The sequence below is a fragment of the Pseudomonas sp. GL-B-12 genome, from assembly GCF_019955895.1.
GTDB lineage: Bacteria > Pseudomonadota > Gammaproteobacteria > Pseudomonadales > Pseudomonadaceae > Aquipseudomonas.
This window is the reverse complement of sequence record NZ_JAHBCX010000004.1, coordinates 87816-112332: the sequence shown is the minus strand read 5'-3', so window position 1 is coordinate 112332 and position 24517 is coordinate 87816. Positions and strand designations below refer to the sequence as shown.

At 61.7% G+C, this 24517-nt stretch carries 20 protein-coding genes; 7 read left to right on the top strand and 13 right to left on the bottom strand.

Going from position 1 to position 24517, the window contains the following annotated elements; all coding sequences use genetic code 11:
• Nucleotides 1-203: 203 nt before the first annotated feature.
• Together KGA85_RS02540 and speB are read right to left on the bottom strand one after the other, a co-directional pair.
• Nucleotides 204-1715, bottom strand: coding sequence for an aldehyde dehydrogenase family protein (locus KGA85_RS02540; protein ID WP_223454030.1), 1512 nt, complete (start codon nt 1713-1715; stop codon nt 204-206).
• Nucleotides 1716-1770: 55 nt separating this feature from the next.
• Nucleotides 1771-2772: an agmatinase gene (speB, locus tag KGA85_RS02535; RefSeq protein ID WP_223454028.1), complete on the bottom strand. Its 1002-nt coding sequence runs from the start codon at nt 2770-2772 to the stop codon at nt 1771-1773.
• A gap of 151 nt (nt 2773-2923) precedes the next feature.
• Here speB and KGA85_RS02530 point away from each other — a divergent pair, with 151 nt between their 5' ends.
• From KGA85_RS02530 to KGA85_RS02500, 7 genes are all read left to right on the top strand, one after another.
• The gene (locus tag KGA85_RS02530) at nt 2924-3838 is read left to right on the top strand and encodes a LysR family transcriptional regulator (protein WP_150725973.1); all 915 of its coding nucleotides are present in this window, start codon (nt 2924-2926) and stop codon (nt 3836-3838) included.
• Between the two features lie 68 nt (nt 3839-3906).
• A complete protein-coding gene (locus tag KGA85_RS02525; protein ID WP_223454027.1) occupies nt 3907-5415 on the top strand; it encodes a sigma-54-dependent transcriptional regulator in 1509 nt (502 codons plus the stop codon).
• A gap of 380 nt (nt 5416-5795) precedes the next feature.
• Nucleotides 5796-6179 carry a glycine cleavage system protein GcvH gene (gcvH, locus tag KGA85_RS02520; RefSeq protein WP_008049323.1) on the top strand — a complete coding sequence of 128 codons (384 nt, stop codon included), beginning with the start codon at nt 5796-5798 and terminating at the stop codon, nt 6177-6179.
• 41 nt (nt 6180-6220) lie between these two features.
• Nucleotides 6221-7477 carry a serine hydroxymethyltransferase gene (gene glyA / locus KGA85_RS02515; protein WP_218496242.1) on the top strand — a complete coding sequence of 419 codons (1257 nt, stop codon included), beginning with the start codon at nt 6221-6223 and terminating at the stop codon, nt 7475-7477.
• Between the two features lie 75 nt (nt 7478-7552).
• The gene (gene lipA / locus KGA85_RS02510; protein ID WP_223454025.1) at nt 7553-8542 is read left to right on the top strand and encodes a lipoyl synthase; all 990 of its coding nucleotides are present in this window, start codon (nt 7553-7555) and stop codon (nt 8540-8542) included.
• 33 nt (nt 8543-8575) lie between these two features.
• The gene (locus tag KGA85_RS02505) at nt 8576-9334 is read left to right on the top strand and encodes a M15 family metallopeptidase (protein WP_223531865.1); all 759 of its coding nucleotides are present in this window, start codon (nt 8576-8578) and stop codon (nt 9332-9334) included.
• On the top strand, nt 9331-10047 hold the full coding sequence (locus KGA85_RS02500; RefSeq protein ID WP_223454022.1) for a L,D-transpeptidase: 717 nt from the start codon (nt 9331-9333) through the stop codon (nt 10045-10047). The genes KGA85_RS02505 and KGA85_RS02500 overlap by 4 nt, the downstream gene beginning before the upstream one ends.
• A 120-nt stretch (nt 10048-10167) precedes the next feature.
• Here the strand turns inward: KGA85_RS02500 and KGA85_RS02495 are convergent, their stop codons facing one another.
• From KGA85_RS02495 to icmH, 11 genes are all read right to left on the bottom strand, one after another.
• Nucleotides 10168-11556: a purine-cytosine permease family protein gene (locus KGA85_RS02495; protein WP_223454020.1), complete on the bottom strand. Its 1389-nt coding sequence runs from the start codon at nt 11554-11556 to the stop codon at nt 10168-10170.
• 45 nt (nt 11557-11601) lie between these two features.
• Nucleotides 11602-12342, bottom strand: coding sequence for a TorF family putative porin (locus KGA85_RS02490; RefSeq protein WP_223454018.1), 741 nt, complete (start codon nt 12340-12342; stop codon nt 11602-11604).
• Nucleotides 12343-12450: 108 nt separating this feature from the next.
• Entirely contained in the window at nt 12451-14190 is a 1740-nt protein-coding gene (locus KGA85_RS02485; RefSeq protein ID WP_223454016.1) for an amidohydrolase, read from the bottom strand.
• An 18-nt stretch (nt 14191-14208) separates the two neighbouring features.
• Nucleotides 14209-16005 carry an amidohydrolase gene (locus KGA85_RS02480; RefSeq protein ID WP_223454097.1) on the bottom strand — a complete coding sequence of 599 codons (1797 nt, stop codon included), beginning with the start codon at nt 16003-16005 and terminating at the stop codon, nt 14209-14211.
• 201 nt (nt 16006-16206) lie between these two features.
• On the bottom strand, nt 16207-17229 hold the full coding sequence (locus KGA85_RS02475) for a helix-turn-helix transcriptional regulator (RefSeq protein ID WP_223542894.1): 1023 nt from the start codon (nt 17227-17229) through the stop codon (nt 16207-16209).
• A 218-nt stretch (nt 17230-17447) separates the two neighbouring features.
• Nucleotides 17448-17642, bottom strand: a complete 195-nt coding sequence (locus tag KGA85_RS02470) for an RES domain-containing protein (protein ID WP_223542893.1) — start codon at nt 17640-17642, stop codon at nt 17448-17450.
• Between the two features lie 75 nt (nt 17643-17717).
• Nucleotides 17718-17930, bottom strand: coding sequence for an antitoxin Xre/MbcA/ParS toxin-binding domain-containing protein (locus KGA85_RS02465; protein WP_223542887.1), 213 nt, complete (start codon nt 17928-17930; stop codon nt 17718-17720).
• Nucleotides 17931-18353: 423 nt separating this feature from the next.
• A complete protein-coding gene (locus tag KGA85_RS02460; protein ID WP_223542886.1) occupies nt 18354-19373 on the bottom strand; it encodes a serine/threonine-protein kinase in 1020 nt (339 codons plus the stop codon).
• Nucleotides 19370-20098, bottom strand: a complete 729-nt coding sequence (locus KGA85_RS02455) for a PP2C family protein-serine/threonine phosphatase (protein WP_223542885.1) — start codon at nt 20096-20098, stop codon at nt 19370-19372. Before KGA85_RS02455 ends, KGA85_RS02460 begins: the two co-directional genes overlap by 4 nt.
• Complete coding sequence (gene tssM, locus KGA85_RS02450) at nt 20098-23622, bottom strand: type VI secretion system membrane subunit TssM (RefSeq protein WP_223542884.1); 3525 nt, start codon at nt 23620-23622, stop codon at nt 20098-20100. Before tssM ends, KGA85_RS02455 begins: the two co-directional genes overlap by 1 nt.
• 13 nt (nt 23623-23635) lie before the next feature.
• Nucleotides 23636-24517, bottom strand: coding sequence for a type IVB secretion system protein IcmH/DotU (gene icmH / locus KGA85_RS02445; RefSeq protein ID WP_223542883.1), 882 nt, complete (start codon nt 24515-24517; stop codon nt 23636-23638).

The following is a 24517-nucleotide window of genomic DNA, read 5'->3' as shown; positions in this document are numbered from 1 at the left end:
ATGACGAGATAACCGCGTTCTTTCGGGTGAACGACTCCCGGGGCGCGTCCTTGCCGTTCCCGAATTTCAAAGGCTCAATTGCCTTCAGCGTTAGTACGAAACCTGTGGGAGCGGGCTTGCTCGCGAAAGCGGTGGGTCAGGCAACATAGATGTCGAATGTGCCGGCCTCTTCGCGAGCAAGCCCGCTCCCACAAGGGGTGGCGTCAGCTTGGCAGCGTGATCCACACCGCCTTGGTTTCGAGCAGGTAATCGAGCTGCTCGGCGCCCAGGTCCTTGCCGAATCCGGACTGTTTGTAGCCACCAAACGGCATCGACGGATCGAGGGTGCCGTGGGCATTGACGTAGACCGAGCCTGCTTTCAAGCGTGGAATCAGGCTGTGCACCTTGCCCAGGTCGTTGGAATACAGTGCCGCCGCCAGGCCGTAGGGCGAGTCGTTGGCCAGGGCCAGCGCTTCTTCCTCGTCGTCGAACGGTGCGGTGACCAGCACCGGGCCGAAGATTTCTTCCTGGACAATGCGCATGTCGTTGCGGCAGTTGGCGAAGATGGTCGGCTCGACGAAGAAGCCAGGGCCATCGACCGGTTGTCCGCCGTAGACCAGTTCGGCGCCTTCGGCCTTGCCAGTTTCGATGTACTCGGTCACGCGCTGCTTTTGCAGGGCCGAAACCAGCGGGCTGATGAAGCAATCAGGATCCAGGCCCGGGGCCATTTTCAGGGTGCGCGTGTAGGCGATCAGCTCGCGCAGGAATTCGTCGTAGACACTGCTATGAATATAGGCCCGTGTACCGGCGTCGCATACCTGCCCGGAGTTGAAAAACACGCCATTCGCGACCGCTTGGGCGGCGGCCGGGATGTCGGCGTCGGCGCAGACGATGACCGGTGATTTACCACCGAGTTCGAGGGTCAGGCGCTTCATGTCATCCAGCGCTGCGCGGCCGACAGTCTGGCCCACTGGGGTCGAGCCGGTGAAGGTCAGTTTGTCGATACCAGGGTGGGTGGCCATGGCCGCACCGACCACGCTGCCGCGCCCGGTGACGATGTTGATCACGCCATCCGGAATGCCCGCTTCCTGCACCAGTTCAGCGAAACGCAGGGCCGACAGCGAAGTCAGTTCGGCAGGCTTGACAACCACGGTGCAACCGGTCGCCAGCGCCGCGCCGAGCTTCCAGGCCATGGTTTGCAGCGGGAAGTTCCACGGCACGATGGCGCCGACCACGCCTACCGCTTCCTTGCGGGTATAAGCCAGGTAGTTGCCCGGCAGCGAGGGTTCGACGGTACGTCCGTGGAGCTTGGTGGCCCAGCCGGCGAAGTAACGCAGGGTATCGACGGTGCCCTGGATGTCGACGTCCTTGGCGAAGGCCACGGATTTGCCCATGTCGATGGATTCGATTTCCGCCAGTTCAGCAGCGTTCTGCTCGATCAGGTCGGCCAGGCGCTGCATCATGCGCTCGCGTTCGGCTGGTTTGGCCTGGCGCCAGGCGCCGCCGTCGAACTGGGCGCGGGCGGCTTGTACGGCACGGTCCAGGTCCTCGGTGGTGCCCATGGGAATGCGGGTGATCAGGCCTTCGGTCGAGGGTTCGATCACATCGGAAGTCTGGCCGTCACTGGCTTCGACCCATGCGCCGCCGATGAACATTTTCTGAACCTTGCTGAGGAAGGTCTGGGTGGCTTCGCTGACGCCGAATTTCTGCAGGTAACTTTTGACGATCGTGTCCATTTTTGTTCTCTCTGCCCGGCAGTCAGGGCCTGCCGGGTTTATGTGGTTTCGATGATCAGGCTGGAGTCGATTCGCTCTCGGCGGCGGCCCGCACCTTGCCACGCTCGTGGAAGATGAAACCGATGCTGTTGAGAAGCAGTTGCGCGGCGAGGATCGAAGTCATGCCGGTCGGGTCGTAGACCGGTGCCACTTCCACCAGGTCCATGCCGACGATGTTGCCTTTGCTGCGCTTGGCCAGGGCCTGGATGATTTCCAGCACTTCGTAGTAGAGGAAGCCACCGTGGCTAGGGGTGCCAGTACCGGGGGCGATGGACGGGTCGAAACCGTCGATGTCGATGGTGATGTAGTAGTTGATGTCCTGCGGGATCAGCGCCAGCACACCCTCGACGCCAAGGCGACGCACGTCACGCACCGAGAGGATTTTCGAACCGGCTTCATGAGCCGCTTCGTAGTCGTCGCGGTTGGACGACGACACGTTGCGGATGCCCATCTGGGTCATGCCGACAATGTGGTTCATTTCCGAGGCGCGGCGCAGCGGGTTGCCGTGGCCGTAGCGAACACCGTGGCGTTCGTCGACGAAGTCCAGGTGCGCATCGAAGTGAATGATGTGGATCGGGCCGCGGCCTTCGAAGGCCTTGATCACTGGCGCGTGCACCGAGTGGTCGCCGCCGAGCACCACCGGCATCACGCCGGCATCGAGGATCTTGCGCACGGCGTATTCGGTGTTCTTGTTGCTGGTGGCCATGTCGGTGTGGACGATGTCGGCATCACCGACGTCGACCATGCGCACGTCCGATGCGGTGAGGTACATCACGTCATCTTCGTGATCGTAGGCGCCGGCGTGGCCGAAGGAAAACAGCGTCGATGCTTCGCGAATCCCGCGTGGTCCGAAGCGTGCGCCGGAGCGCCACTGGGTGCCCATGTCGTTGGGCACGCCGAGCACCGCGACGTCGGCATCCAGTGCATCCCAATCGGTGCACACCGGGGATTTGCCAAAGGTGCAATGACCTACGAATGGCAGGTTCAGGCGACCGGATTCATAACCGTTGTTCGACATTTCTAGCCTCTCCACTTCTTGTTATCGGCTTGGCGGACTGCAAGGCGACCGCCGTTGGAAAGACTATGGGCGCAGGTTTTCGTGGAAAAAATGCTAAACATCAGATACTCATATCGGTATTCCCGATGCATCCCCATGCCGGAGGTCCAAGATGATCCAGCTGCACGATGTCGACCTGAAACTGCTCAGGGTGTTTGCCACGATTGTCCGCTGCGGCGGTTTCTCGGCCGCGCAGGCGGCGCTCAATGCCGGGCAATCGACCATCAGTGAACAGATGACCCACCTGGAAACCCGCCTCGGGGTCAAGCTCTGCCAGCGCGGGCGCAGCGGCTTTCGCCTGACCGAACAAGGGGTGGCCATTCATGAAGCCACCCAGCGCCTGCTGTCGGCGGTGGAAAACTTCTGCATGGACGCCGACGTGCTCAAGCAGCACATCAGCGGCAAGCTCAACCTGGGGATCATCGACACCACGATTACCGACCCGGACTCGCCGATCCCGCGCACCACCCAGCGCTTCGTCTCACGGGGCCATGACGTGCACCTGAACGTGTACGTCGGCACCCCGGCGGAACTGGAAGAACGGGTGCTCGACGGTCGCCTGCACCTGGCCATCGGGCACTTTCCGATCCATGTGCCGGGCCTGCTGCAATCACCGCTGTACCAGGAAGCCCTGGGCTTGTATTGCGGCCGGCGTCACCCCTTGTACGGCAGCCACGCCGAAGGTGAGGAGCTGCTCGAAGAAGTCGCTGCCGGGCGGATCGTCGTGCGCGGCTACATGCAGCAATACGACCTCGAACACCTGGGCGTCAGCAAGGCGGCCGCCACCGTGGACAACATCGAAGCCACCGCGATCCTGATCATTTCCGGCGCCTACCTGGGTTTTCTGCCTGAACACTTCGCCGCCCAGTGGGTCAAGAGCGGCGAGATGCATCAACTGGCACCCGCGAGCCTGCGCCTGAAGTCGCCGTTCGACGTGATCACCCGACGCGGCACGGCACCGCCACCGATCCTCCAGGCGTTCCTCGAGGACCTGGCCGCCAGCACCCGTAAAACCGGCAAGCCGTGATGTGACACTCGCCAAATTCAAATTTTGCCGGGCATACTGATTCGGTTCATCAACCTTGCAGGCCCGTCATGCGCATCCACGTCACCTTCATCGACCGCGTCGGCATCACCCAGGAAGTGCTGGCCCTGCTCGGTGGACGCAGTTTCAACCTGGACGCCGTGGAGATGGTGCCGCCGAACGTCTACATCGATGCGCCGACCCTCGGCGCCGAGGTGCTGGAGGAGTTGCGCGAGGCGCTTTTCGGCGTGCACGGCGTGCAAGCGGTGACCATGGTCGACATCCTTCCAGGGCAACGCCGGCGCCTGCAACTGGACGCGTTGCTGGCAGCCAGTTCCGACCCGGTGCTGGCGGTGGATGACCGCGGCCATGTGCTGCTGGCCAACCCGGCGCTGATCGCCCTCTGCGGCCGCGAACCGGCCGGTGAATCGCTGACCGCGCTGTTCGACGATGCCGATTTGCAACGCACCTTGATCGCTCAGCATTTCCGCCTGCCGATGCACGAGGTCAGCCTCGGTGGCCAAACGCTGCTGCTCGACGCGATGCCGATCACCGACGCCGGCGCCCTGCTCACCCTGTATCAACCCAATCGCATCGGTGAACGCCTGTCGGCGCTGCACCATGACCATGCCGAAGGCTTCGATGCGCTGCTTGGCGAATCGCCGCCGATCCGTGCGCTCAAGGCCCGCGCCCAACGGGTGGCGGCCCTCGATGCGCCGTTGCTGATCCAGGGTGAAACCGGCACCGGCAAGGAGCTGGTGGCCCGCGCCTGCCACGCGATCAGTCCACGGCACGACGCGCCGTTTCTGGCCCTGAACTGCGCGGCACTGCCGGAGAGCCTGGCCGAAAGCGAGCTGTTCGGCTACGCCCCCGGCGCCTTCACCGGCGCGCAACGGGGCGGCAAGCTCGGCCTGCTGGAACTGGCCGATCAGGGCACGGTGTTCCTCGATGAAGTGGGGGAAATGTCGCCCTACCTGCAAGCCAAGTTGCTGCGTTTTTTGAGCGATGGCTGCTTCCGCCGGGTCGGTGGCGACAAAGAGGTCCGGGTCAATGTGCGGGTGCTCAGCGCGACCCACCGCGACCTGGAAAAAATGGTCGCCGAAGGGCGTTTTCGCGAAGACCTGTTCTACCGCCTCAACGTGCTCAACCTGCAAGTGCCGCCGCTGCGCGAGCGCGGTCACGACATCCTGCTGATGGCCAATCACTTCATGCAACAGGCCTGCGCGCAGATCCAGCGACCGACGTGTCGTTTGGCACCGAGCACCTTCAGCGCCCTGCTCGGCAACCGCTGGCCGGGCAACGTGCGGCAACTGCAAAACGTGATCTTTCGCGCGGCGGCGATTTGCGAAAACCCGCTGGTGGACATCGACGACCTGGACATCGCCCGCACCGCCGTTGAACGGCAAAACGACGGCGAAGTCGGCAGCCTGGAAGAGGCCGTTGGCGACTTTGAGAAAAACCTGCTGGAACAGCTGTATCGCAGCTATCCGTCCAGTCGGTTGCTGGCGGCGCGGTTGCAGACGTCCCATAGCGCCATCGCCATTCGCTTGCGCAAGTACGGCATTCCCAACAAACCGTAAGCCTCACGCAGGCAAAATGTGGGAGCGGGCTTGCTCGCGAAGGCGTCGTGTCAGACAACATGGATGGTGAATGACACACTGCATTCGCGAGCAAGCCCGCTCCCACAGGGGATCAGTGTTGTTGCTGAATTCTCCGTCTTCAAATCGATACAGCGTAGCGAAATCAAGACAAAACCTTTCCTACCCGCATTTACGGCGTCTGCGCCCACAGCCCTGCTTGTCTGTATTGATTTCAATACGGATTAAATCTCTCGCACTTAATAAAATAACTTCAAGTCATTGATTTAAAACAACTAATCAACCTTGGCACCGCCCTTGCTATCACTCCTCCAACCCCGCTCGTCGCCCCGCCACGAGCCTTAAAACAATAAGGAGTTGATATGAGCCAATTGCGTTTTACCGTCGATCACGAATGGTTGCGCCTTGAGAGCAATGGCCTGGTCACCGTCGGCATCACGGCGTTTGCCCAGCAGGCGCTGGGGGATGTGGTGTTCGTTCAAGTGCCTGAATTGGGCGCCTTCGATGCAGGCGCTGAAGTGTCGGTGCTGGAATCGGTGAAAGCCGCCAGCAGTATCGGCATGCCGCTGGACGGTGAAGTGGTCGAGATCAACGCGACGCTGGAGAGCACCCCGGAACTGGTCAACGAAGACCCATTGGGCGAAGGCTGGTTCTTTCGCTTCAAACCGGTCGATGTCGAGGCGCTGGGCGATTTACTGGATCAAGACGCCTATGAACGCCTGACCGCAGAACACGCCGACGCTTGAAGCCCCCTGGGCATTTCCCGAATCCGAAAAAGGACTACACCATGTTCAGCAAACACGACCAGATCAAAGGCTATGACGACGAACTGCTGGCGGCGATGAACGCCGAGGATGCGCGGCAGGAACACCATATCGAACTGATCGCCTCGGAAAACTACACCAGCCAGCGGGTGATGCAAGCCCAGGGCAGTGGCCTGACCAACAAGTACGCCGAAGGCTATCCGGGCAAGCGTTACTACGGTGGCTGCGAGCATGTCGATGTGGTCGAGCAACTGGCCATCGACCGCGCCAGGCAACTGTTCGGCGCCGATTACGCCAACGTCCAGCCGCACTCCGGCAGCCAGGCCAACGCGGCGGTTTATCTGGCCCTGCTGCAAGCCGGCGACACCGTGCTGGGCATGAGCCTGGCCCACGGCGGTCACCTGACCCACGGCGCCAAGGTGAGTTTTTCCGGCAAGCTGTACAACGCCGTGCAGTACGGCATCGACACCACCACGGGCCTGATCGACTACGACGAAGTCGAGCGCCTGGCGGTCGAGCACAAGCCGAAGATGATCATCGCCGGGTTCTCGGCCTATTCGAAGACCCTGGACTTCCCCCGCTTCCGCCAGATCGCCGATAAGGTCGGCGCGTACTTCTTCGTCGACATGGCCCACGTCGCCGGGCTGGTGGCGACCGGTCTGTATCCGAACCCGCTGCCCTACGCCGATGTGGTCACCACCACCACCCACAAGACCCTGCGCGGCCCGCGCGGCGGTTTGATTCTGGCCAAGGCCAACCCGGAGCTGGAGAAGAAGCTCAACGCCGCGGTATTCCCCGGTGGTCAGGGCGGCCCGCTGATGCACGTGATCGCCGCCAAGGCCGTGTGTTTCAAGGAAGCGCTGGAACCAGCATTCAAGACTTATCAGGCACAAGTGATCCGTAACGCCCAGGCCATGGCGCAGGTGTTTATCGAGCGCGGTTATGACGTGGTGTCCGGCGGCACGGATAACCACTTGTTCCTGGTCAGCCTGATCCGCCAAGGCCTGACCGGCAAGGACGCTGACGCAGCCCTCGGTCGCGCCGGCATCACTGTGAACAAAAACGCCGTGCCCAACGATCCGCAATCGCCGTTCGTGACCTCCGGCCTGCGCATCGGTACGCCGGCGATCACCAGCCGTGGCTTCAAGGAAGCGCAGAGCATCGCCCTGGCCGGCTGGATCTGCGACATCCTCGATCACTTGGGCGATGCCGATATCGAGGCCAATGTCGCCCGCCAAGCCGCTGCCCTGTGCGCGGACTTCCCGGTCTACCGCGACTGAGCACACAACACAAAACCCCTTGTGGGAGCGGGCTTGCTCCCACAGGTTCTGCGGCTGTTGCACAAGGAAATAACGATGAATGCCATTGTCGAATCGACCGGCAAGAGCCCGGCGAAAGTGGAAATCGGCACCAAACTGCGCGGCGCGGAAAAGGTTGCGCGGATTCCGGTGAAGATCATTCCCACGGATGAATTCCCGCGCAAACCCGACTGGATTCGCGTGCGCATGCCGATCTCTCCCGAGGTCGACCGGATCAAGCAGCTGCTGCGCAAGCACAAGCTGCACAGCGTTTGTGAAGAAGCCTCGTGCCCGAACCTCGGTGAATGTTTCTCCGGTGGTACCGCGACCTTCATGATCATGGGCGACATCTGCACCCGTCGCTGCCCGTTCTGCGATGTCGGCCATGGCCGGCCCAAGCCGCTGGACGTCAACGAACCGATGAACCTGGCCGTGGCCATCGCCGAGCTGCGCCTGAAGTACGTGGTGATCACCTCGGTGGACCGCGACGATTTGCGCGACGGTGGTGCCCAACACTTTGTCGATTGCCTGCGGGAAATCCGCAAGCTGTCGCCCGGCATTCAACTGGAAACCCTGGTGCCGGATTATCGCGGACGCATGGACGTGGCCCTGGCGATCACCGCCAATGAGCCCCCGGATGTGTTCAACCACAACCTGGAAACCGTACCGCGCCTGTACAAGGCCGCGCGGCCGGGTTCGGACTTCGAGTGGTCGCTGGACTTGCTGCAAAAGTTCAAGCAAGCGGTGCCGCATGTGCCGACCAAATCCGGCCTGATGCTGGGCCTTGGCGAAACCGACGAGGAAGTCATCGAGGTCATGCAGCGCATGCGCGAGCACGACATCGACATGCTGACCCTCGGCCAATACCTGCAACCCTCGCGCAGTCACTTGCCGGTGCAGCGCTTCGTACACCCGGACACCTTTGCCTGGTTCGCCGAGGAAGGTACGCGCATGGGTTTCAAGAACGTGGCGTCCGGGCCGCTGGTGCGTTCGTCCTATCACGCCGATCAACAACTTCATGGAGGTACGGACGGTTTCAAGCCATGATGGAATGACTGGTCATGCATGGAGCCGTTTCCGATGTCGCGTTCACCCTGTCTGTTGTTGCTGTGCCTGAGCCTAGCCACGCCGTGCATGGCCAACGAGTCGAAACCCGGGCACATGGTGTATGTGCGCAGCGTCGACCCGGGCATCGAGCAGGACATCCGCTACGCCGGCGCGCACAATTTCACCGGGCATCCGCTCGACGGTTACCAGGCGGCGGAGTGCCTGCTGTCGGCGGATGCTGCGAAAGCGTTAGCCCGAGTGCAAAGCTCACTGAAAGCCGAAGGCTACGGCTTGAAGGTATTCGACTGCTATCGACCCAAGCGTGCGGTGGCGGACATGGGCCGCTTCGCCACCGACCCCAGTGACCCGCTGAAGACCGAGTTCTATCCACGGGTCGACAAGCAAGACTTCTGGCGTCTGGGGTATGTGGCCCGGGTGTCCAATCATTCCCGGGGCAACACCGTCGACCTGACGATGACCGGCCCCGACGCCCTGCCCGCCGACAGCTGGACACCTTCGGCTACGCCGGTGGATTGCACCGCCCCTTACGGCCAGCGCTGGCACGACGGCGCGCTCGACATGGGCACCGGTTTCGATTGCTTCGATGAGCGGGCGCATACCGACTCGGCGCTGATCAACGCCACGGCCAAAGCCAATCGCCAGCGCCTGGCCAGTGCCATGGCCAAGGAAGGCTTTGTCGGTTATTCGGCCGAGTGGTGGCACTTCACGTACAGCGGGAATCCGCAGAAGCCGGACGTCATGGACTTCCCCATCACGCCTCTGCAGCCATGAAGCCTCTGATCAAAACCCTGTTAGCGCTGCTTTTTCCGCTGGCTGCAATGGCCCAGGGACTCGACGGCAGCGACCAACTGATCGTGGTCACCAGTAAAGGCTGGGATGACATCCAGGGTACAGCCCAGCGCTATGAACGGCACGGGCAGACCTTGCAGAAATTCGAAGCGCCCTTTGCAGTGGTGCTCGGCAAGAACGGCATGGGTTGGGGCAAGGGGCTGCTCGATATCGGGCAACCTGAAGGGCCGGTCAAACAGGAAGGCGATGGCAAGGCGCCGGCTGGAATGTTCAAGCTGGGCACGGCGTTTGGCTACGCGCCTTCGGCCGAAACCCGCCTGCCCTATCTGTCGCTGACACCGACCATCGAATGCGTGGATGACAGCCAATCCACGCGTTACAACGAACTGGTCGACGGAGCGGTCGTCGAAAAGGACTGGAACAGCTCCGAACGGATGCGCCGCTCGGATGAGCTGTACCGCCAAGGCATCGTCATCCAGCACAACACCCCGGCCACTCCCGCTGCCGGCTCGTGCATTTTCTTCCACATCTGGCGCGGCCCCACGGCGCCGACCCGTGGCTGTACGGCCATGGACCCGGCGGATATCGCGCGGTTGTTCGATTGGCTGGACCCGGGCAAATCCCCGGTGCTGGTGCAACTGCCTGAAGCGCAGTACGAGCAGTTGCGTGAGCGCTGGAAACTGCCGAAGCGCTAACTTGTAAACGCTGATCCTGTGGCGAGGGAGCTTGCTCCCGCTGGGGCGCGAAGCGGCCCCAAAAAATGGGACTGCTGCGCAGTCCAGCGGGAGCAAGCTCCCTCGCCACAAATGCTGGTATTAACCTCGCTCAACCACCACGCCACTCATCGACGGCTTGGCCAGCGCGTAATAGATCACACCCGGCACCAGCAGCCCGACAATCCAGGAAATATCCACGCCGCCCAGTTGCGCAACCATCGGCCCAGAGTAGAAATGGGTGTCGACAAAAGGCAACTGGATCAACACACCAATCACGTACACGCTGATCCCCAGCACGTTCCAGCGACCGTAGCGCCCGTTCGGGTCGGACAGCGCCGGGATGTCGTAACGCTCCTTGTTGATGAAGTAGTAATCCACCAGGTTGATCGCGCTCCACGGGGTGAAGAACGTCAGCAAAAACAGGATGAAGTACTTGAACGAGTTGAGGAACGAGTACTGCCCCAACAATGCCAGCGCGGTGGACGCCGCGACGATCAGCAGCACAAACAGCATGCGCTGGCGGGCGGTGATTTCCAGGCGACGACGAAAGCCACTGATGATGGTGGCGATGCACATGAAACTGCCGTAGGCGTTGAGGGTGGACACCGTGACCTTGCCGAACACAATGCTCAGGTACAGCAAGGACGCGATCACACCGCTACTGCCCAGGCCGACAATCGTCGCCACTTCGTGCCCACGGAAATTCGCCCCGGCCAGTGCGGCGGCGAACACCCCCAGCACCATCGAAGTCTGAGCCCCCAGCACTGTGCCGAGGCCCACGGCGGTGAAGGTTTTCCACGACGAAGTCTTGCTCGGCAGGTAGCGTGAGTAGTCTGCCACGTAGGGGCCGAAAGCGATCTGCCAGGACGCCGAGAGCGAAACCGCCAGCAGGAAGGTGCTCCAGGCAAAATGACGATTGTCCAGCAGCAGGCCGATGTCGTTGAGGGTCATCAACCGGGTGAACAGGTAGGCGAAGGCGATGATGCCCAGCACGCTGGCTACACGCCCGACCAGGTGAATCACCCGATACCCGAAGATCGTCAGGAACGCGATGCACGCCGCGAAAATCAGGATGCCGGTGCTGTCACTGACACTGATCAACTGCGCGATCGCCTGCCCCGACAGCACCGCGCCGGTGGCGCTGAAACCCAGGTACATCAAGCACACCAGGACAATCGGGATGGCCGCGCCATACACGCCGAACTGCACTCGGCTGGAGATCATCTGCGGTAAGCCGAGCTTCGGCCCTTGCGCCGCGTGCAGCGCCACCACGGCACCGCCGAGCACTTGCCCGATCAGCAAGCCGATCAGCGACCAGAACACATCGCCGCCCAGCACCACGGCCAGGGCGCCGGTGACGATGGCAGTGATTTGCAGGTTGGCGCCGAGCCACAGGGTGAACTGGCTGTAGAGACTGCCGTGTCGTTCAGCCTCGGGAATGAAATCGATCGAGCGGGTCTCGACCAGGGGACTGCGTTGCGCACTCATGACGATGTTTCCTTTGAGGAGCTGTTTTTGTTGTCGGGGTTGAACTTAGAAGGTCTTGGTGGCACTTGCAACGACCGTGGCCGAGCACAGGTCGTTATAGCCATACCAGCCACTGCATTCACTCTTCGTCAGGTCGGTGTCGACATAGCTCAGGCCCCAGGTCACGCCAACAAAATCACGGGTCAACTTGGCCTCCCACTCGTAGTAGGCCTCGCGGTTGTCGCCGTTGGCGGACCAGAAAGCCGGGTCTTTCACGTCGTTGCGTCCCACGCGCAACTCCAGGCCGACTTCGGCCGGCAGCGTGAACTTGTAGCCGACGTAGGTGTAGAGGGTGTCCTGGTCTTCGCCGAAAACGTTCGGCGTGTCCTTGGAGTAATAGGCACCCAGCTTCACGCCGTACAGGTCGAGGACGGCGTAGATTTCGCTGAGGTTGAATTCGGAATTTTTCGGGTAGTCGTACTTGATGTAACCCAGGTCCAGGCTGATCGCGTCCGTCGCCTGCCAGTAGTAACCGGCGTAGTACTCACGCTCCTGCCGGGTGTCGAAGCCGCCGCCGAAATCCACGTTGGAGGTCCAGGCGCCGATGTACAGGCCGCTGCTGTGCAGCAGCGTTGCGCCACCCTGTACCGCCGGATCGCCCAGGGTTTGCGAGATGCCCCGGGAACGGTAATCGCTGACGACGCCCAGGGTCATTTCCAGGCTGAAATCATCGTTGAGGGTCAGGGCCTGGCTGCTCAGGGGAATCAATGCCAGTGTCGCGAGGGTCAATGCTGAAAGTGCGTTCATACAGTTCTCTTGTTGTTATGGCGTACGGGGAATTTCAGGCATGGCGATGCCAGGCCCCTCGCGCTACGAGGGGCTGGCTGGTTTTTGCGGGTGCTGGGTGTTCGCAGGTCAGGACGCGGGGGCGTAGACCTGCTTGCCGGCGAAGAAGGTGTTCAGGACTTTGGTTTCGAACAGGTCGTCATCGCTGACCTTGAACACATCGCGGTCGAGGATGATCAGGTCAGCCTGCTTGCCCGGTGCCAGCGAACCGATCTGCTGCTCCAGGCGCAGGGTTTTCGCCGCGTTGATGGTGTAGGCGTAGAACATGGTCTGGCGGTCGATGCTTTCCTTGGCATTGAGTACGCCCAACGGCCCCTTGCGTGTGCTGGCCTGGGCAATGGCGTTGAACGGGTTGGCGCTCGACACCGGCCAGTCGCTGCCACCTGCAATTGTCGCGCCGGCGTTATGCAGGGACCGCGCGGGATACTGGTAACCGTAGGCAAAGGCGCTGATGTAGGGTTTGACCAGTTCGACGGTGTAGGACTCGCCGGTGGCCCACAGCAGTTGCATCGAGGCGATCACGCCCAGTTGCTTGAAGCGCGGAAACTCCTTGGGGTTGACCAATTGCAGGTGCGCAATGCTGTGGGGCACGGGCGTCGGGCTGAGCTTGCGCGCATACGCCACGCCATTGAGCGCTTCACGCACCGCGCGGTCGCCGACGGCATGCATGTGCACGATCCAGCCGCGTTTTTCCGCCGCCACCACCAGTTCGCCAAAGTGCGCCGGGTCGGTCAGCAACTGACCATTTTTATGGCTGTTCTTGAACGGTACGATGACCGCTGCGGTTTGCCCGGGGAATTCAAGAATGCCGTCGACAAACACCTTGATGCCGGGGAACGTCAGGTTAGGCACGCCCTCGAACTGCTTCATCACCGTGGCGATCACTTCCAGGTCGGCAGGCTTGCTCTTCGGATTGGTGACCATCAACGCGGCGACGTGGGCACTGAGTTCGCCGTTCTGCGCCAGCTCCTTGTACAGCGGCAGCACGCCGACACTTTCCGCGGTGGCATGGAAATCGAACAGCGAATCTTCGCTGCCGCCGTTCGCCGCCGCGTCCATCCAAGCGGTGACGCCGAATTGATTGTTGATCTTCACCGCCTCGCGAGCGGCCTTGAGCATGGCCTCCGGGGTAGGCGCCGGAATACCGTTGCGCACCACGTCCCAGCGGGATTCGGCAAAGTAGCCGTTCGGCGTGAAGTCCGCTTCATGGCCGATGTAGCCGCGTTCTTTCTCCGGCAGGCTCTTGACCAGCGCCGCGTCGATGTTCAGGCGCTTGAGCATCGCGTTGTTGGCCCAACCGGTGTGCCCGTCGATGCCGCTGAAGACGATGGGCTGATCGGCCCAGCGCCCCTGGTTGAACACCTTGCCCAGCTCACGGCTTTTCTCCCAGTAGGCCGAACTGACCCCGGCCACGCTGATCACATCACCGGAGCGAGCACGTCCGGCCTTGTCCTCTTCGATCAACCATTGCTCCAGTTCCGGCAAGGGTTTGACCTCGTCCAGCAGGTTGGCCTTCATGCTGTCGAAAGCGCCCGAGACCGGGTGGCTGTGGGTGTCGATCATGCCCGGCATCAACACTTTGCCCGCCAGGTCGATGCGCTGGGTCTTGGCATCGGCCAGGGCATTGATTTCGGCATCGCTGCCCACTTTCAGAATCTTGCCGTCTTGCACCGCAACAGCCTGCACCAGTGCCTGGCCGGGTTCGGCGGTAAAGACCTTGCCGTTGAACAACACCAGGTCAGCGGCGGCCATGGCCTGCACCGACGACAGGGCCAGCGCGGCGGCCAACAGGTTTGGAATCAATCGCATCGGAACGCTCTCTAGTTTTTATGGGGCGGATCGGGAAGTAACCGCTTGGGAAACCACGTGTGGCGCAAGCCCGAGGAACGGCGCCTTGGCCCACACGACCTTGCCGCCGACCAGCGTCAGCAGCACGTCGTTGCGGCCCAGTTCCTCCTCGGGCACCTGCATGAAGTTCTTGTCCAGCACGATCAGGTCAGCGAATTTGCCGACTTCGACCGAACCCAGCACCGCGTCGAGCTTCAACTGTTCGGCGGAACTGAGGGTGATGCTGCGCAGCGCTTCGGCTCGCGACAGCGCCGGATCGGCGTTGAGTCGCCCGGCATACTTCGGCCCGTAGCTGTGCGGATTGGTGGGGTCGCCGGAACGGGTGACACCGACTTTCAGCGCCAGGAATTCATCCAGCGGATCGACCGGCCAATCGCTGCCAAACGCCACTCGACCACCGGCATGGGCGATGCTGCCCGAGGGCTCCATGCGCGCAAATCGCGCGGCGCCAAGGTGATCACTGGTACCGTCGACCGTGGACGGTGCCTGCTGCGCCCACTGGAACGACATGGTGGCCGTGACGTCCAGTGCCTTGAAGCGCGAATAGTCGGCAGGGTCGACTGACTCGGCGTGCGCGATGGCCGGGCGGAAATCAGTACCGGGCAGCTCCTTGCGCACGTAGGCCACGCTGTCCAGTGCATCGCGCACCGCGCGCTCGCCGGTAGCGTGCAGGTGCGGGTCGAGACCGGCCTTGACCGCTTGCAGCAACAACGGATTGAGCACTTGCGGCGGGAAATACAGTTCGCCCAGGTTCTTGCCCGGCGTCCACTTCGGCGCCTTGTCGGTGCCGCTGTTGTGCAGGTACGGGGTCAACATGGCGCCGGTGTCCGCCGGGGCATTGATGATGCCGTCCATGAACAGTTTGACGTGGCGCATGTTCACGCCCGGCGCGACGTTCACTTCGCCCTGGTCGTAGGTGCTGGCCAGGGCCTTGGCCTCGGCGATGGTTTTCACCGGGTCGGCGGCAGCGGCGGCCGGGTCCAGCTTGATCGCCAGCAAGGCCCGGGCGGTCAGCTCGCCGGACTTTTGCAGGCTGGTGAAGGCTTTGCCGTTTTCCGGGCCGGACAGCGCATCCATGAAACTGGTGATGCCTTGCTGGCGCATGGCGTCGAGGGCTGCACGAACCTGATTGAGTTTTTCCGCGTCGGTCGCAGGCGGGACCACGGCGGCCAACGATTCGGCGGCGCCGTCTTCACAGATGCCGTTCGGATTGCCGGCGCTGTCGCGTCGGTATTTGCCGTCCTCGGGATCGGCGGTGTTCTTGTTGATGCCGGCCAGTTCCAGGCCGCGAGAGTTGGTCAGCACGGTGTGGAAGTCGGTGGAGCGCACCTGGATCGGACGCTTGGTCTTGAGCGCGTCCAGGGTCGATTTGTCGGCGTCGCCGTCGAGCCCGGTCATGCCCATGCGGTCCCAGCTGCCCACTTCCAGCCACACGTCCGGGCCCTTGTCCTTGTCGGCATCGAGGCAGGCCTGGATGCTCGCCTGAAACTGCGCGCGGGTCATGGTCTGGTATTTCAGGTCGCACAAGGTCATGGCGCGACCGCCATCCCCCGGGTGCATGTGCGCATCGACGAAGCCCGGCATCAGCATGCGTCCGGCCAGGTCGATCCGTTGTGTCTGCTTGCCGATGTAAGCGTCGACCCCCGCATCGCTGCCGACATAGACGATCTTGCCGCCCGAAATGGCAATGGCCTGCTGCACGGAACTCTGGCCATCGACGGTGTAGACGTAGCCATTGCGCATGACCGTGTCGGCGGGTGTCGCCGCCAGCGCCATGCCGGAAAATGCCGTCGTCGCCGCAACGGCGACAAAAAGCCTGGAAAGTCTCAAATGCCTCACCCCTGTTCTTATTGTTTTGAAGCGGCCCGAAGCGACTGCGCCAGCCCCTGATAGACAGGGCCTACCCTATAGGGCGCAGCGTTCGAATGGACCTCTGCAAATGAGGAGGGGTAAGGCAAATAATTGAAACGGCTGGGATTAATCCCGGCGCACGGACTCCGCCAGCGCACCCGGCGAACGCAGGGCCGAACCCAGTTCCACCTTGCTTTTCACACCCAGCTGCAAGTAGCAGTTACGCAAATAGGTGCGCACGGTCGCGGGGCTCAGGGCGAGCATCTTGGCGATTTCCTTGTAGGAATGGCCGGCGGCGAACAGCATCGCTGCCGTACGTTCCCGTGGCGCCAGGCCGTCCCCGCCCGACGGCGCTTCCAGGGACAGGATGACGTGTCCGGCGTTGGGGCTCAGGGTCAGGGCGCAACGGCCCAGGCGGATCACGCAGGGTGCCTTCGACAGTTGCGCGATCACCTCGCCCGGCAGCATTGAACCGCTCCAGCCGGGTAGTTCCCGTTGAATGGCGGCGCACAACCTGGCGCCCACATACAGCAGGCTGCCGTCCAAGCGCGCGACGCCAAAATCACTCGCACCGTTTTCGCTATCGAAGCGGATCATGTCCTGCACCTGGAACCGCCACAGCTGGAACAGGTGATCGCAGAATGCCGAAAACAGCTCGGCTTCGTTCTCCTCGAACGCCTGTTCATCCAGGCCACGGTAGAGGCAGACGAAAAACATCAAGCCGCTTTCGGGCAGCTCATAGGTGATGCTCATCAAGTGGTAGAGATCGTAGCGCCGGGCGAAATCGTTGACCGCCTCGCACGGGTCGTTGAAACCGTTGTCGCGCACCACCTCACCGGGACGATTGAGCGTGGCGTGGGAGAACTGATCGTTTGCCGCCACCGGATGCCATTCGGCGGCAAAGGATTCGGGGAGATTGATGCTGCCGTGCATCCAGCTCTGAGGGGGAACATCAGGACCTGGGGTCGACATCTCGCCCCACCAGGCAGACGCGAAGGGCACCAGTTGACCGAATGCCTGCAGGCCATCGGCGATGAATCGCGACGCCCCGCTCTCCCGCGCCAGCCGGCCAAGGTGCAATACGCAATGATTGAACGCCTTGAGCGTGACCATCGTTGCGTTGCCGTCGACCTTGATCCCCTCCTCCATCATTACGATCCCGTTCACTGCATGGTCTGTTGGCTCGACGATGCCATAAGGCCGGGAATGGCGTCCAGTTGCTGCGACATAATTTGTAACACCGGCACGCCAAGTGCTCGTCTGGTTCTGCCCTGACCTTCAGACAATTGGTGGATTAAGCCGCCCATCCAGAGCAAAAGGTTCTTGCAAGACCACCTCATACAGCTCATTGGCCAGTTGCGGGTTCATCAGCAATTTCCAATGCTATCGCGCTGCACCACATGAATCCTCGACCGGTCCAGCGCGCGGGCCTGCGTCAAGCGATGAGGTTTGCAATCCAGTGCATCGAAATCCTTATGTACCGCCACCTCAAGGACAGCCGTAGAGGTATCCAGGCTCGCATAAACCGTGGCCAGGCCTTTAGGGGTCCAGCGCCCCCCCACCTTTTCAGCCCTCACGCCCAAATGCCCTGTGACGGCGCCAGAAGTGAATCTCACTGCTAAAAGGGACTTTAGCCATCAATAGACCCCGTACTCAACACGCGTCAGAAAGTCAGTCACCAACTCATACCCCACCGAGTTGGCAATCAAGTCGATGGGCATCTCACCATCCAGGCCGCGGGCAGGTTTGACCATCCATCGTTCGGCAAGCTCACGCGAACCCAGCACATCCGTGGCCTTCTCCAACACCTCGGCATAGTAGAACGCACGCGTGCTCTGCTCCGGGCTCAAGACTTCATGTTTTCAGCTACCACGCAAGCGTGCGATCAGACGCGCCGACGATCCTCGACAGCACGCCGCGTTGCTGATACACCTCGCTGTTTTCGATCATATTGAGCACTGACTGAAGCGGGAAACCATTAGTAACGGCCCTGTAGATTTCCATACGATCATCACCCACTTTTCCAGCGAGCAAGACCGCAACCATTTGTGGGGTGCCAGGCGAATTTTTTTCGTCACGTTCACCGCCTGTTGGCTGTCTTTCAAAGCGGTTACGGCAACTTTAAGGTTGCGTGGTTTGACCGTTCTTTTCAGGCTGACCTCTTTGGCAGCCTCATTGGCTACAACATCTTTTTTTCCTGGCGCTCATGACAGCCTCCGCCGCCCAGTCATCTGGTACCAAATGGCATAAAAGCCTAGTCGAAGGACAAAAGGCTATCTCGATGATGGCGCCCATTTTTTAAGCCACGACGTCGGCTCTCCCAAGACATGCCGAAGATGGGAAACTGTGGTGGCGCGTACAGCCGGATCAAAAGCCAGCGCCGTTCGCAGGACTGGCCAGCAGTGTTTCGGTAGGTTTCGCGGTGCGTGCAGCTCGCGTTCCAGGTTGCCGTCGCGGGCCTCGGTCGATGGCAAGCGCCGGAATGGGTGTTTGCCACCCGCCAATTCGTAAAGCACGCAGGCCACACCGTATACGTCGGCACTAGCCGTTAGCGGCTGGCCTTCGAGAAGTTCGGGGGCGGCGTAGCCGGGGGTCCAGGCGTTGAAGCGGTTGCGGCTCAGGTGTGGCAGGCCGGGCAAGATGCCCTCCTCGGCCTGGCCCAGACCGAAGTCGAACAGGCGCACGCCTTCTTCGCTGAGCATCACATTGCTTGGCTTCATGTCACCGTGCAGCACGCCGCGAGCGTGGGCGAAGGCCAGCGCGTCGAGCAGCGGCAGCGCGATGTCGCGCAGTTCTTTCCACGGCAGTCCCAGCGGCCGCTCGCAGAGTAATTTGTCCAGGGTCAGCCCACGCATGAGTTCCATGGTGATGAAGGCGCGCTGGCAATCGGTGTCCACTTCAAAGCTGTGCAAACGCAGCACGTTGTCGTGGCGCAGGCGTCGGGTCAGGGCGAACTCGCTGTAGAGCAAGGCACTGGCGTCCGGCGATTCGGCAAATTCTTCGCTGAGGATTTTCAGCGCGATGTAAGGGTCGGGGTCGCCGAACTGTTCGCTCAGCAGATCCCGTGCGCGGTAAACCGCGCCCATGCCGCCGGCACCGAGCAGGCGCTCGATGCGGTAACGGCCTGCGAGTACGTCCGGCATTTCGCCGACGCTGGCCTTTGTTGGCGCCGTTGCTGGCTCTGCTTTACGCGGCTTTCCGTTTAGAGGCTTGGCAAACGCAAAGTAAGTCAGGTTATTGGCTTCCTCGTCAGTCACCAGCAGGTCGTCGAGCGGCGGCATGAGTTGAGTCATTTTCGGATCACCACGGCAGTCAGATTGTCCCGAGCCGAGCCACGCAGAGCGCCGTCGAACAGACGCTCCAGCGCAACGTGCGGCGCGGTCAGGCTCAGGGCGTTGCCCAAGGCATCGGTGCTTAAGCCCTGGTACAAACCGTCGCTGCACAACAGAAACGTATCGCCGGGGTAAACCTCGAGTTCGAGCACGTCCAGAGTCAGCACATCGGCTGCTCCGACCGCACGGGTCAGGGCATGGGCCGAAAGATGCGCACGGGCGTCCTCGATGCTCATCTGTTGCTCGTCGATGAGTTGCTGTTGCAGCGAATGGTCCTTGGACAGCTGATACAACCGCTGGCCACGCCACAGGTAGCAACGGCTGTCGCCGGCCCAGATGCAGGCCGCGCGATTACCTTCCACCAGCAGCGCCACCACGGTGCTGCCCATGATGCTGTCGTGGCGCCCGGCCGTGACGGTCAACTCCTGACCCAAGCGGCGGTTAAGCCAGTGCAGGCACTGGCGTATGCCTTTGAGTCGTTCGTCGAAGTCGTCCTGCACCGGCAATTCCGCCAGGCTGGCGACGATCAACTGGCTGGCGATGTCGCCACCCTGATGACCGCCCATGCCATCCGCGACCACCCACAGCCCCTGCTGTGGGCAGTCCAGGAAAGCATCTTCGTTGCGCGCCCGAACCTTGCCCGGATCGGTGCGCGCAGCGCTGCGCCAGGGACTGGCAACCAGCATCAGAGCTGCACCGGCATACGGAAGGTACGCAGCACGCCCATGTCGAACGGGTTCGGTGTGCGCTGGCTCGACAGCAAGTAGTTGGCGCGCAGGCCGCCTACATCAGCTTTGAGCACCAGCACGTCGCGACCGCTCAGGTACTCGGTCTGCATCAAATCGAACAGACGGAACAGCGACCATGGGCCGGTGTTCTTCTCGATGCCGATCGGGCGGCCGGCCATTTTGTCGAGGACCAGGCTGGTGCGACCGTCTTCAGCATCGGTCGGCCATTTGAACGACACCGGCACGATTGGGCCGTGGCGGTATTCGATGGTCTTGTCGCCAAACTTGAACTCGGAACGGCTGACGGCCGGGTCGAGGGTGTACGGCTCCAGTTTGAACTGCACTTGTGGCTCGGCCGGATTGATCGAGAAGAAGCTCTGGCGAATCACTTGTGCCGCGGCCATCTGGTCGAGGTAGACCTTGGAGATCGGCATGCTGTGGCCGTCGATGCTGCGCAGACGGTAGTTGCCTGGATCGCCACTCACGAACGGACGCATGTAGGTATCAAAGAAGCGATCGTTGATGCCCTGCGCCTTGAAAAACTCGCGGAAGTCGCTGATCGCAACGTCGCTGGTGCTGTGGGCGCTGAACGGATAACGCTTGTTGATCGCCTTGCCATAGAAGCTGTACAGCTCGCTCTGATAACGCTGGTTCAGGTACTGGTAGGAATCGTTCAGCACCAGACGCCAGGTGTCTTCAGCCAGTACGTTGAACCACACGCTGACCGGACGCGGCAGACGGTTGGAGGCATTGCGCAAGTTGCTCAGCGCATCACGCTGGCCGCTCATGCGGGACTTGGCCATTTCGAACGCAGCCTGTTCCGGCGCACTGGCACGCGCCAGGCTCGCCAGTTGCAGTTGCAGGTCGTTGAGCGCCGTCAGGGCCGGGGTCAAATCAGCGGCCGGGCCGTTGTTGTCATCCAGCAAACGGTGCAGCGGTTCGAAGCGGCGTTGCAGGGATTTCTTCGCGGTGTCCGGCAGGTTCTTGGTCATGTCTGCGGCTTTGTCAGCCGCAGCCGCCGCGAGTTTGCCGAGCTTGCCGCCCTTCTCGCCCAGTTTGTCCGCCGCCTCGGCAGCTTCATCAGCGCTGTCGGCGATCACCGGGAAACGGGTGTTTTCGCGTACTTCCACCAGCAGTTGCAGCACCGGGGAGTTGGCGGACGTCAGGCCCGCCAGTTGCTCGGCGCCCTCACTGAAGTCGCTGATTGGAGGCAGTGCAACCTGGCCGACCGCTTCGCTCCAGAAGTTGGCGTAGTCGCGGAAGTACAGTTGCTCCAGTTCGACCATCAGGCGACGCAAATCCATGCCGCTGATGCCCGAGCCTTCGCCCAGCACCCAGTTGTCACGCAGGATATCGGTGACCAGCGCACTGCCCTGAACCGAGAAGTACTGCTGATAACCCTGTTGGGTGTAGAAACCCGGGATCACGTATTCGGTGCCAACAAACAGCGCACCCTGCGGGCCCAAGTGTTGGCTGAGGCGATATTCGGGCAGGTTGCGAGCCTGCTCGCGCAGCATCCGGTAAACCACGTTGGCCAGCGACTCGCTGCGCAACACCTGACGCGCCTGGGCCACCAGTTGATCGTTCAGCGGATAGATAAACGGCTGCTTGAGCAAACGCTCGAAGTGCGTGTTCAAACCGTTCTGCACGGCGGTGTTGCCGGCGTAACGCTGGGACCATTCAGTGGCCACCCAATCCTTGAGCCACGGGCCGTCGCGACGGTCTTTCATGTTCAGCATCAGGTACGCACGCAGGCTGTTGAGCAGGCGTTCGCGGTCCTTCATGTTGGCGCGGATCTGCCCTTCCAGCAGCGTCGCAACCTTCGGCAGCAGTTGCGCTTCAAGCTCACGCTCGTAGGCCTCCTTGACCACCGGGTGGACCTCTTCGCCTTGGTACAGGCCGCCACGTTCGTGGTACGACACATCACCTTTTTTCAGGAAGACCTGAGTCGCCGCGTAGCTGGTGTCGAGGGTCTTGAGCACTGCCATGGAATCATCACGCGCGGTCAGGGCCGAGCGCTGTTGAGTCCAGTTTTGAGCCAGGTTACGCAGGTTTTCCAGACGCTCGTAGTTGGCCGAGAATCCGCCCGCCCACAGCATGCCGAACAGTGCCAGCGCCGCCAATGCGCCTACGTACAGGGCACGTTGGCCCCAATGGATGCGACTGCGTTCGCGCTTGTCCAGACCGGCCAGATCGGCTTCCGGGAAGATAACGCGGCTCAGCAAATGGTGAATGAAGCGCGAACGGCCACTGCGCAAGGTCGGCAGCACGCCAGCGTTCATGCCCAGATTGGCGCCGATGCCCGCGGTGGTCTGGTCCATTTCTTGAGTCAGGTGCGGTGCGCTGGTCAGGTAGAAACCGCGCAACTGGCTGACACGCTGGTAGCGGTTGCCGGTGAACGCCATGTCGACGAACAGGCACAGGCGCTCGCCGATCTGCCCCAGTTGATGCGGGAAGTCGAGGATGCGGCCACGGCGCTGGGTGTCGCGCTCCTGGTGCATGCGCATGATCACTTGGCTGTTCAGGCGACGCAGCAGATCTTCAAACTCGGCGCGCAGCACGGCGACGTCGGTGCCGCTCTGCTCTTTGCGGAAACTGGTGCCGAGCACCTGATCGCTTTCTTCGCGGGTCAGTTGATCGAAGAAGTCGTCGAAGCCGAGCAGCTTGTCAGCCTTGCTCAGCACCAGATAAACCGGCACATCGACGTGCAGTTTCTGATGCACGTCTTGCAGACGGGCACGCACTTGGCGAGCCAGGGTGTCGAGGTCTTGCTCGGTGTTGCCCAGCAGCATTTCCACCGGAATGGTCACCAGCACACCGTTCAACGGACGGTTGCGGCGACGCTTGCGCAGCAGGTCGAGCAAGGTGCTCCAGGCGCTGCCATCGACTTCTGCATCCGGCTGGGTCAGGTAACGCCCGGCGGTGTCGATCAGCACGCCGTGGTCGGCGAAATACCAATCGCAATGACGGGTGCCGAGGGTGTCGCGGGTCAGTTTGCGGTCGATCTTGTTGATCGGAAACTCAAGGCCCGAGAAGTCCAGCAGGCTGGTCTTGCCGCTGCCCTGCGGACCGATCAACAGGTACCACGGCAAATCGCTGCGCCAGCGTTCGCTGCGACCGCGATAAAGGCTCGAGGTCTTCAGGGTTTTCAACGCATCCTTGAAGCGTACGCGAAGCTCTTTCTGCTCTTCGTCGATCAGCTCTTCACGGCGGATACGGTCCTGGCCGTCCTCGGTGTCTTCGATAGCCTTTTTGCGTACGCCAGCGCGCCAGCTGACGAAGACCATGGTCAGGCCCCAGATCAGGAACAGCACACTGATGGTCAGCAGGCGGGAGGTCGAACCTTCCCAGAACTTGTAGTCATTGACCGCCAGCAGCGGCCCGACGAACCACACCAGCAGCGCGACGAACAGCACCAGCAGCAAGGTCCAGACCCAGGTCTGACGCAAGAATGCGCCGACTTTCTTGAAAAACTTTTTCATCACACGTCCCTGTTTACGGCTGCGACTGCGGCTGGACCGCGGCCGGATCTAGCTGCTGATAAGGTTGCAGAACGGTTTCGCGTTGCTCGCCCAATACCCAGGCGAAGCCCGAATACATCACCACCAGGCAAACCACGGTGAACAGCACCACCATCCACGCCGGCACGATGCGCACCAGGCTGCGGCGCTGATCGTTCAAGCCTTCCCAATGCGGCGACAGCTCACGTGGCACGTCGCCGCGCAACTGACGAATCTGGCGATACAAGGCGTCGCGGATGCCTTCGAGCTCGAGCATGCCGCGGGCTTGCACGCGGTACTTGCCTTCGAAACCGAGGGACAGGCACAGGTACATCAGCTCCAGCATCGGCAGGTGCTTGACCGGGTTTTTCGACAGGCGATCCAGCAGCTGGAAGAACTTCTCGCCGCCGAAGGTTTCGTTGTGGAAACTGCTGAGCAGGCTCATCTGCGACCACTCGCTTTCGTTGCCCCACGGCGTGGTCACGACGGCTTCGTCGACCACGGTGCAGAGCACGTAACGGGCGGCCATCACCTGGCTGCTTTCGGCGCCGTTGTGCAGCGCCCGCACTTCAAACAGTTTCAGCCCGGCGGTCAGTCGCTCGTTGAGCGCGTACATGTCTTCGCGAGTGTCGCTGTGCTTGAGTCGCACCACTTCCGACAACAAGTCGGAGGCGGCTGCGACCAGCGAATTGAGGCTGATGTTGAACGCTTCGGCCGGGCGCAAACGCGCGGCGTAGATCATCCGTTCTTCCAGCTGTTCAAAACGCGGCGGTGCAGCGAAATCGGTCAGCGGACTCTGCGCCGGGCCGTGGCCCTGGCCCTGGCGGTCGAGCAGGACGGTTTTATCGTCCTGGGTATGTTCCATGTCCTTGATCAT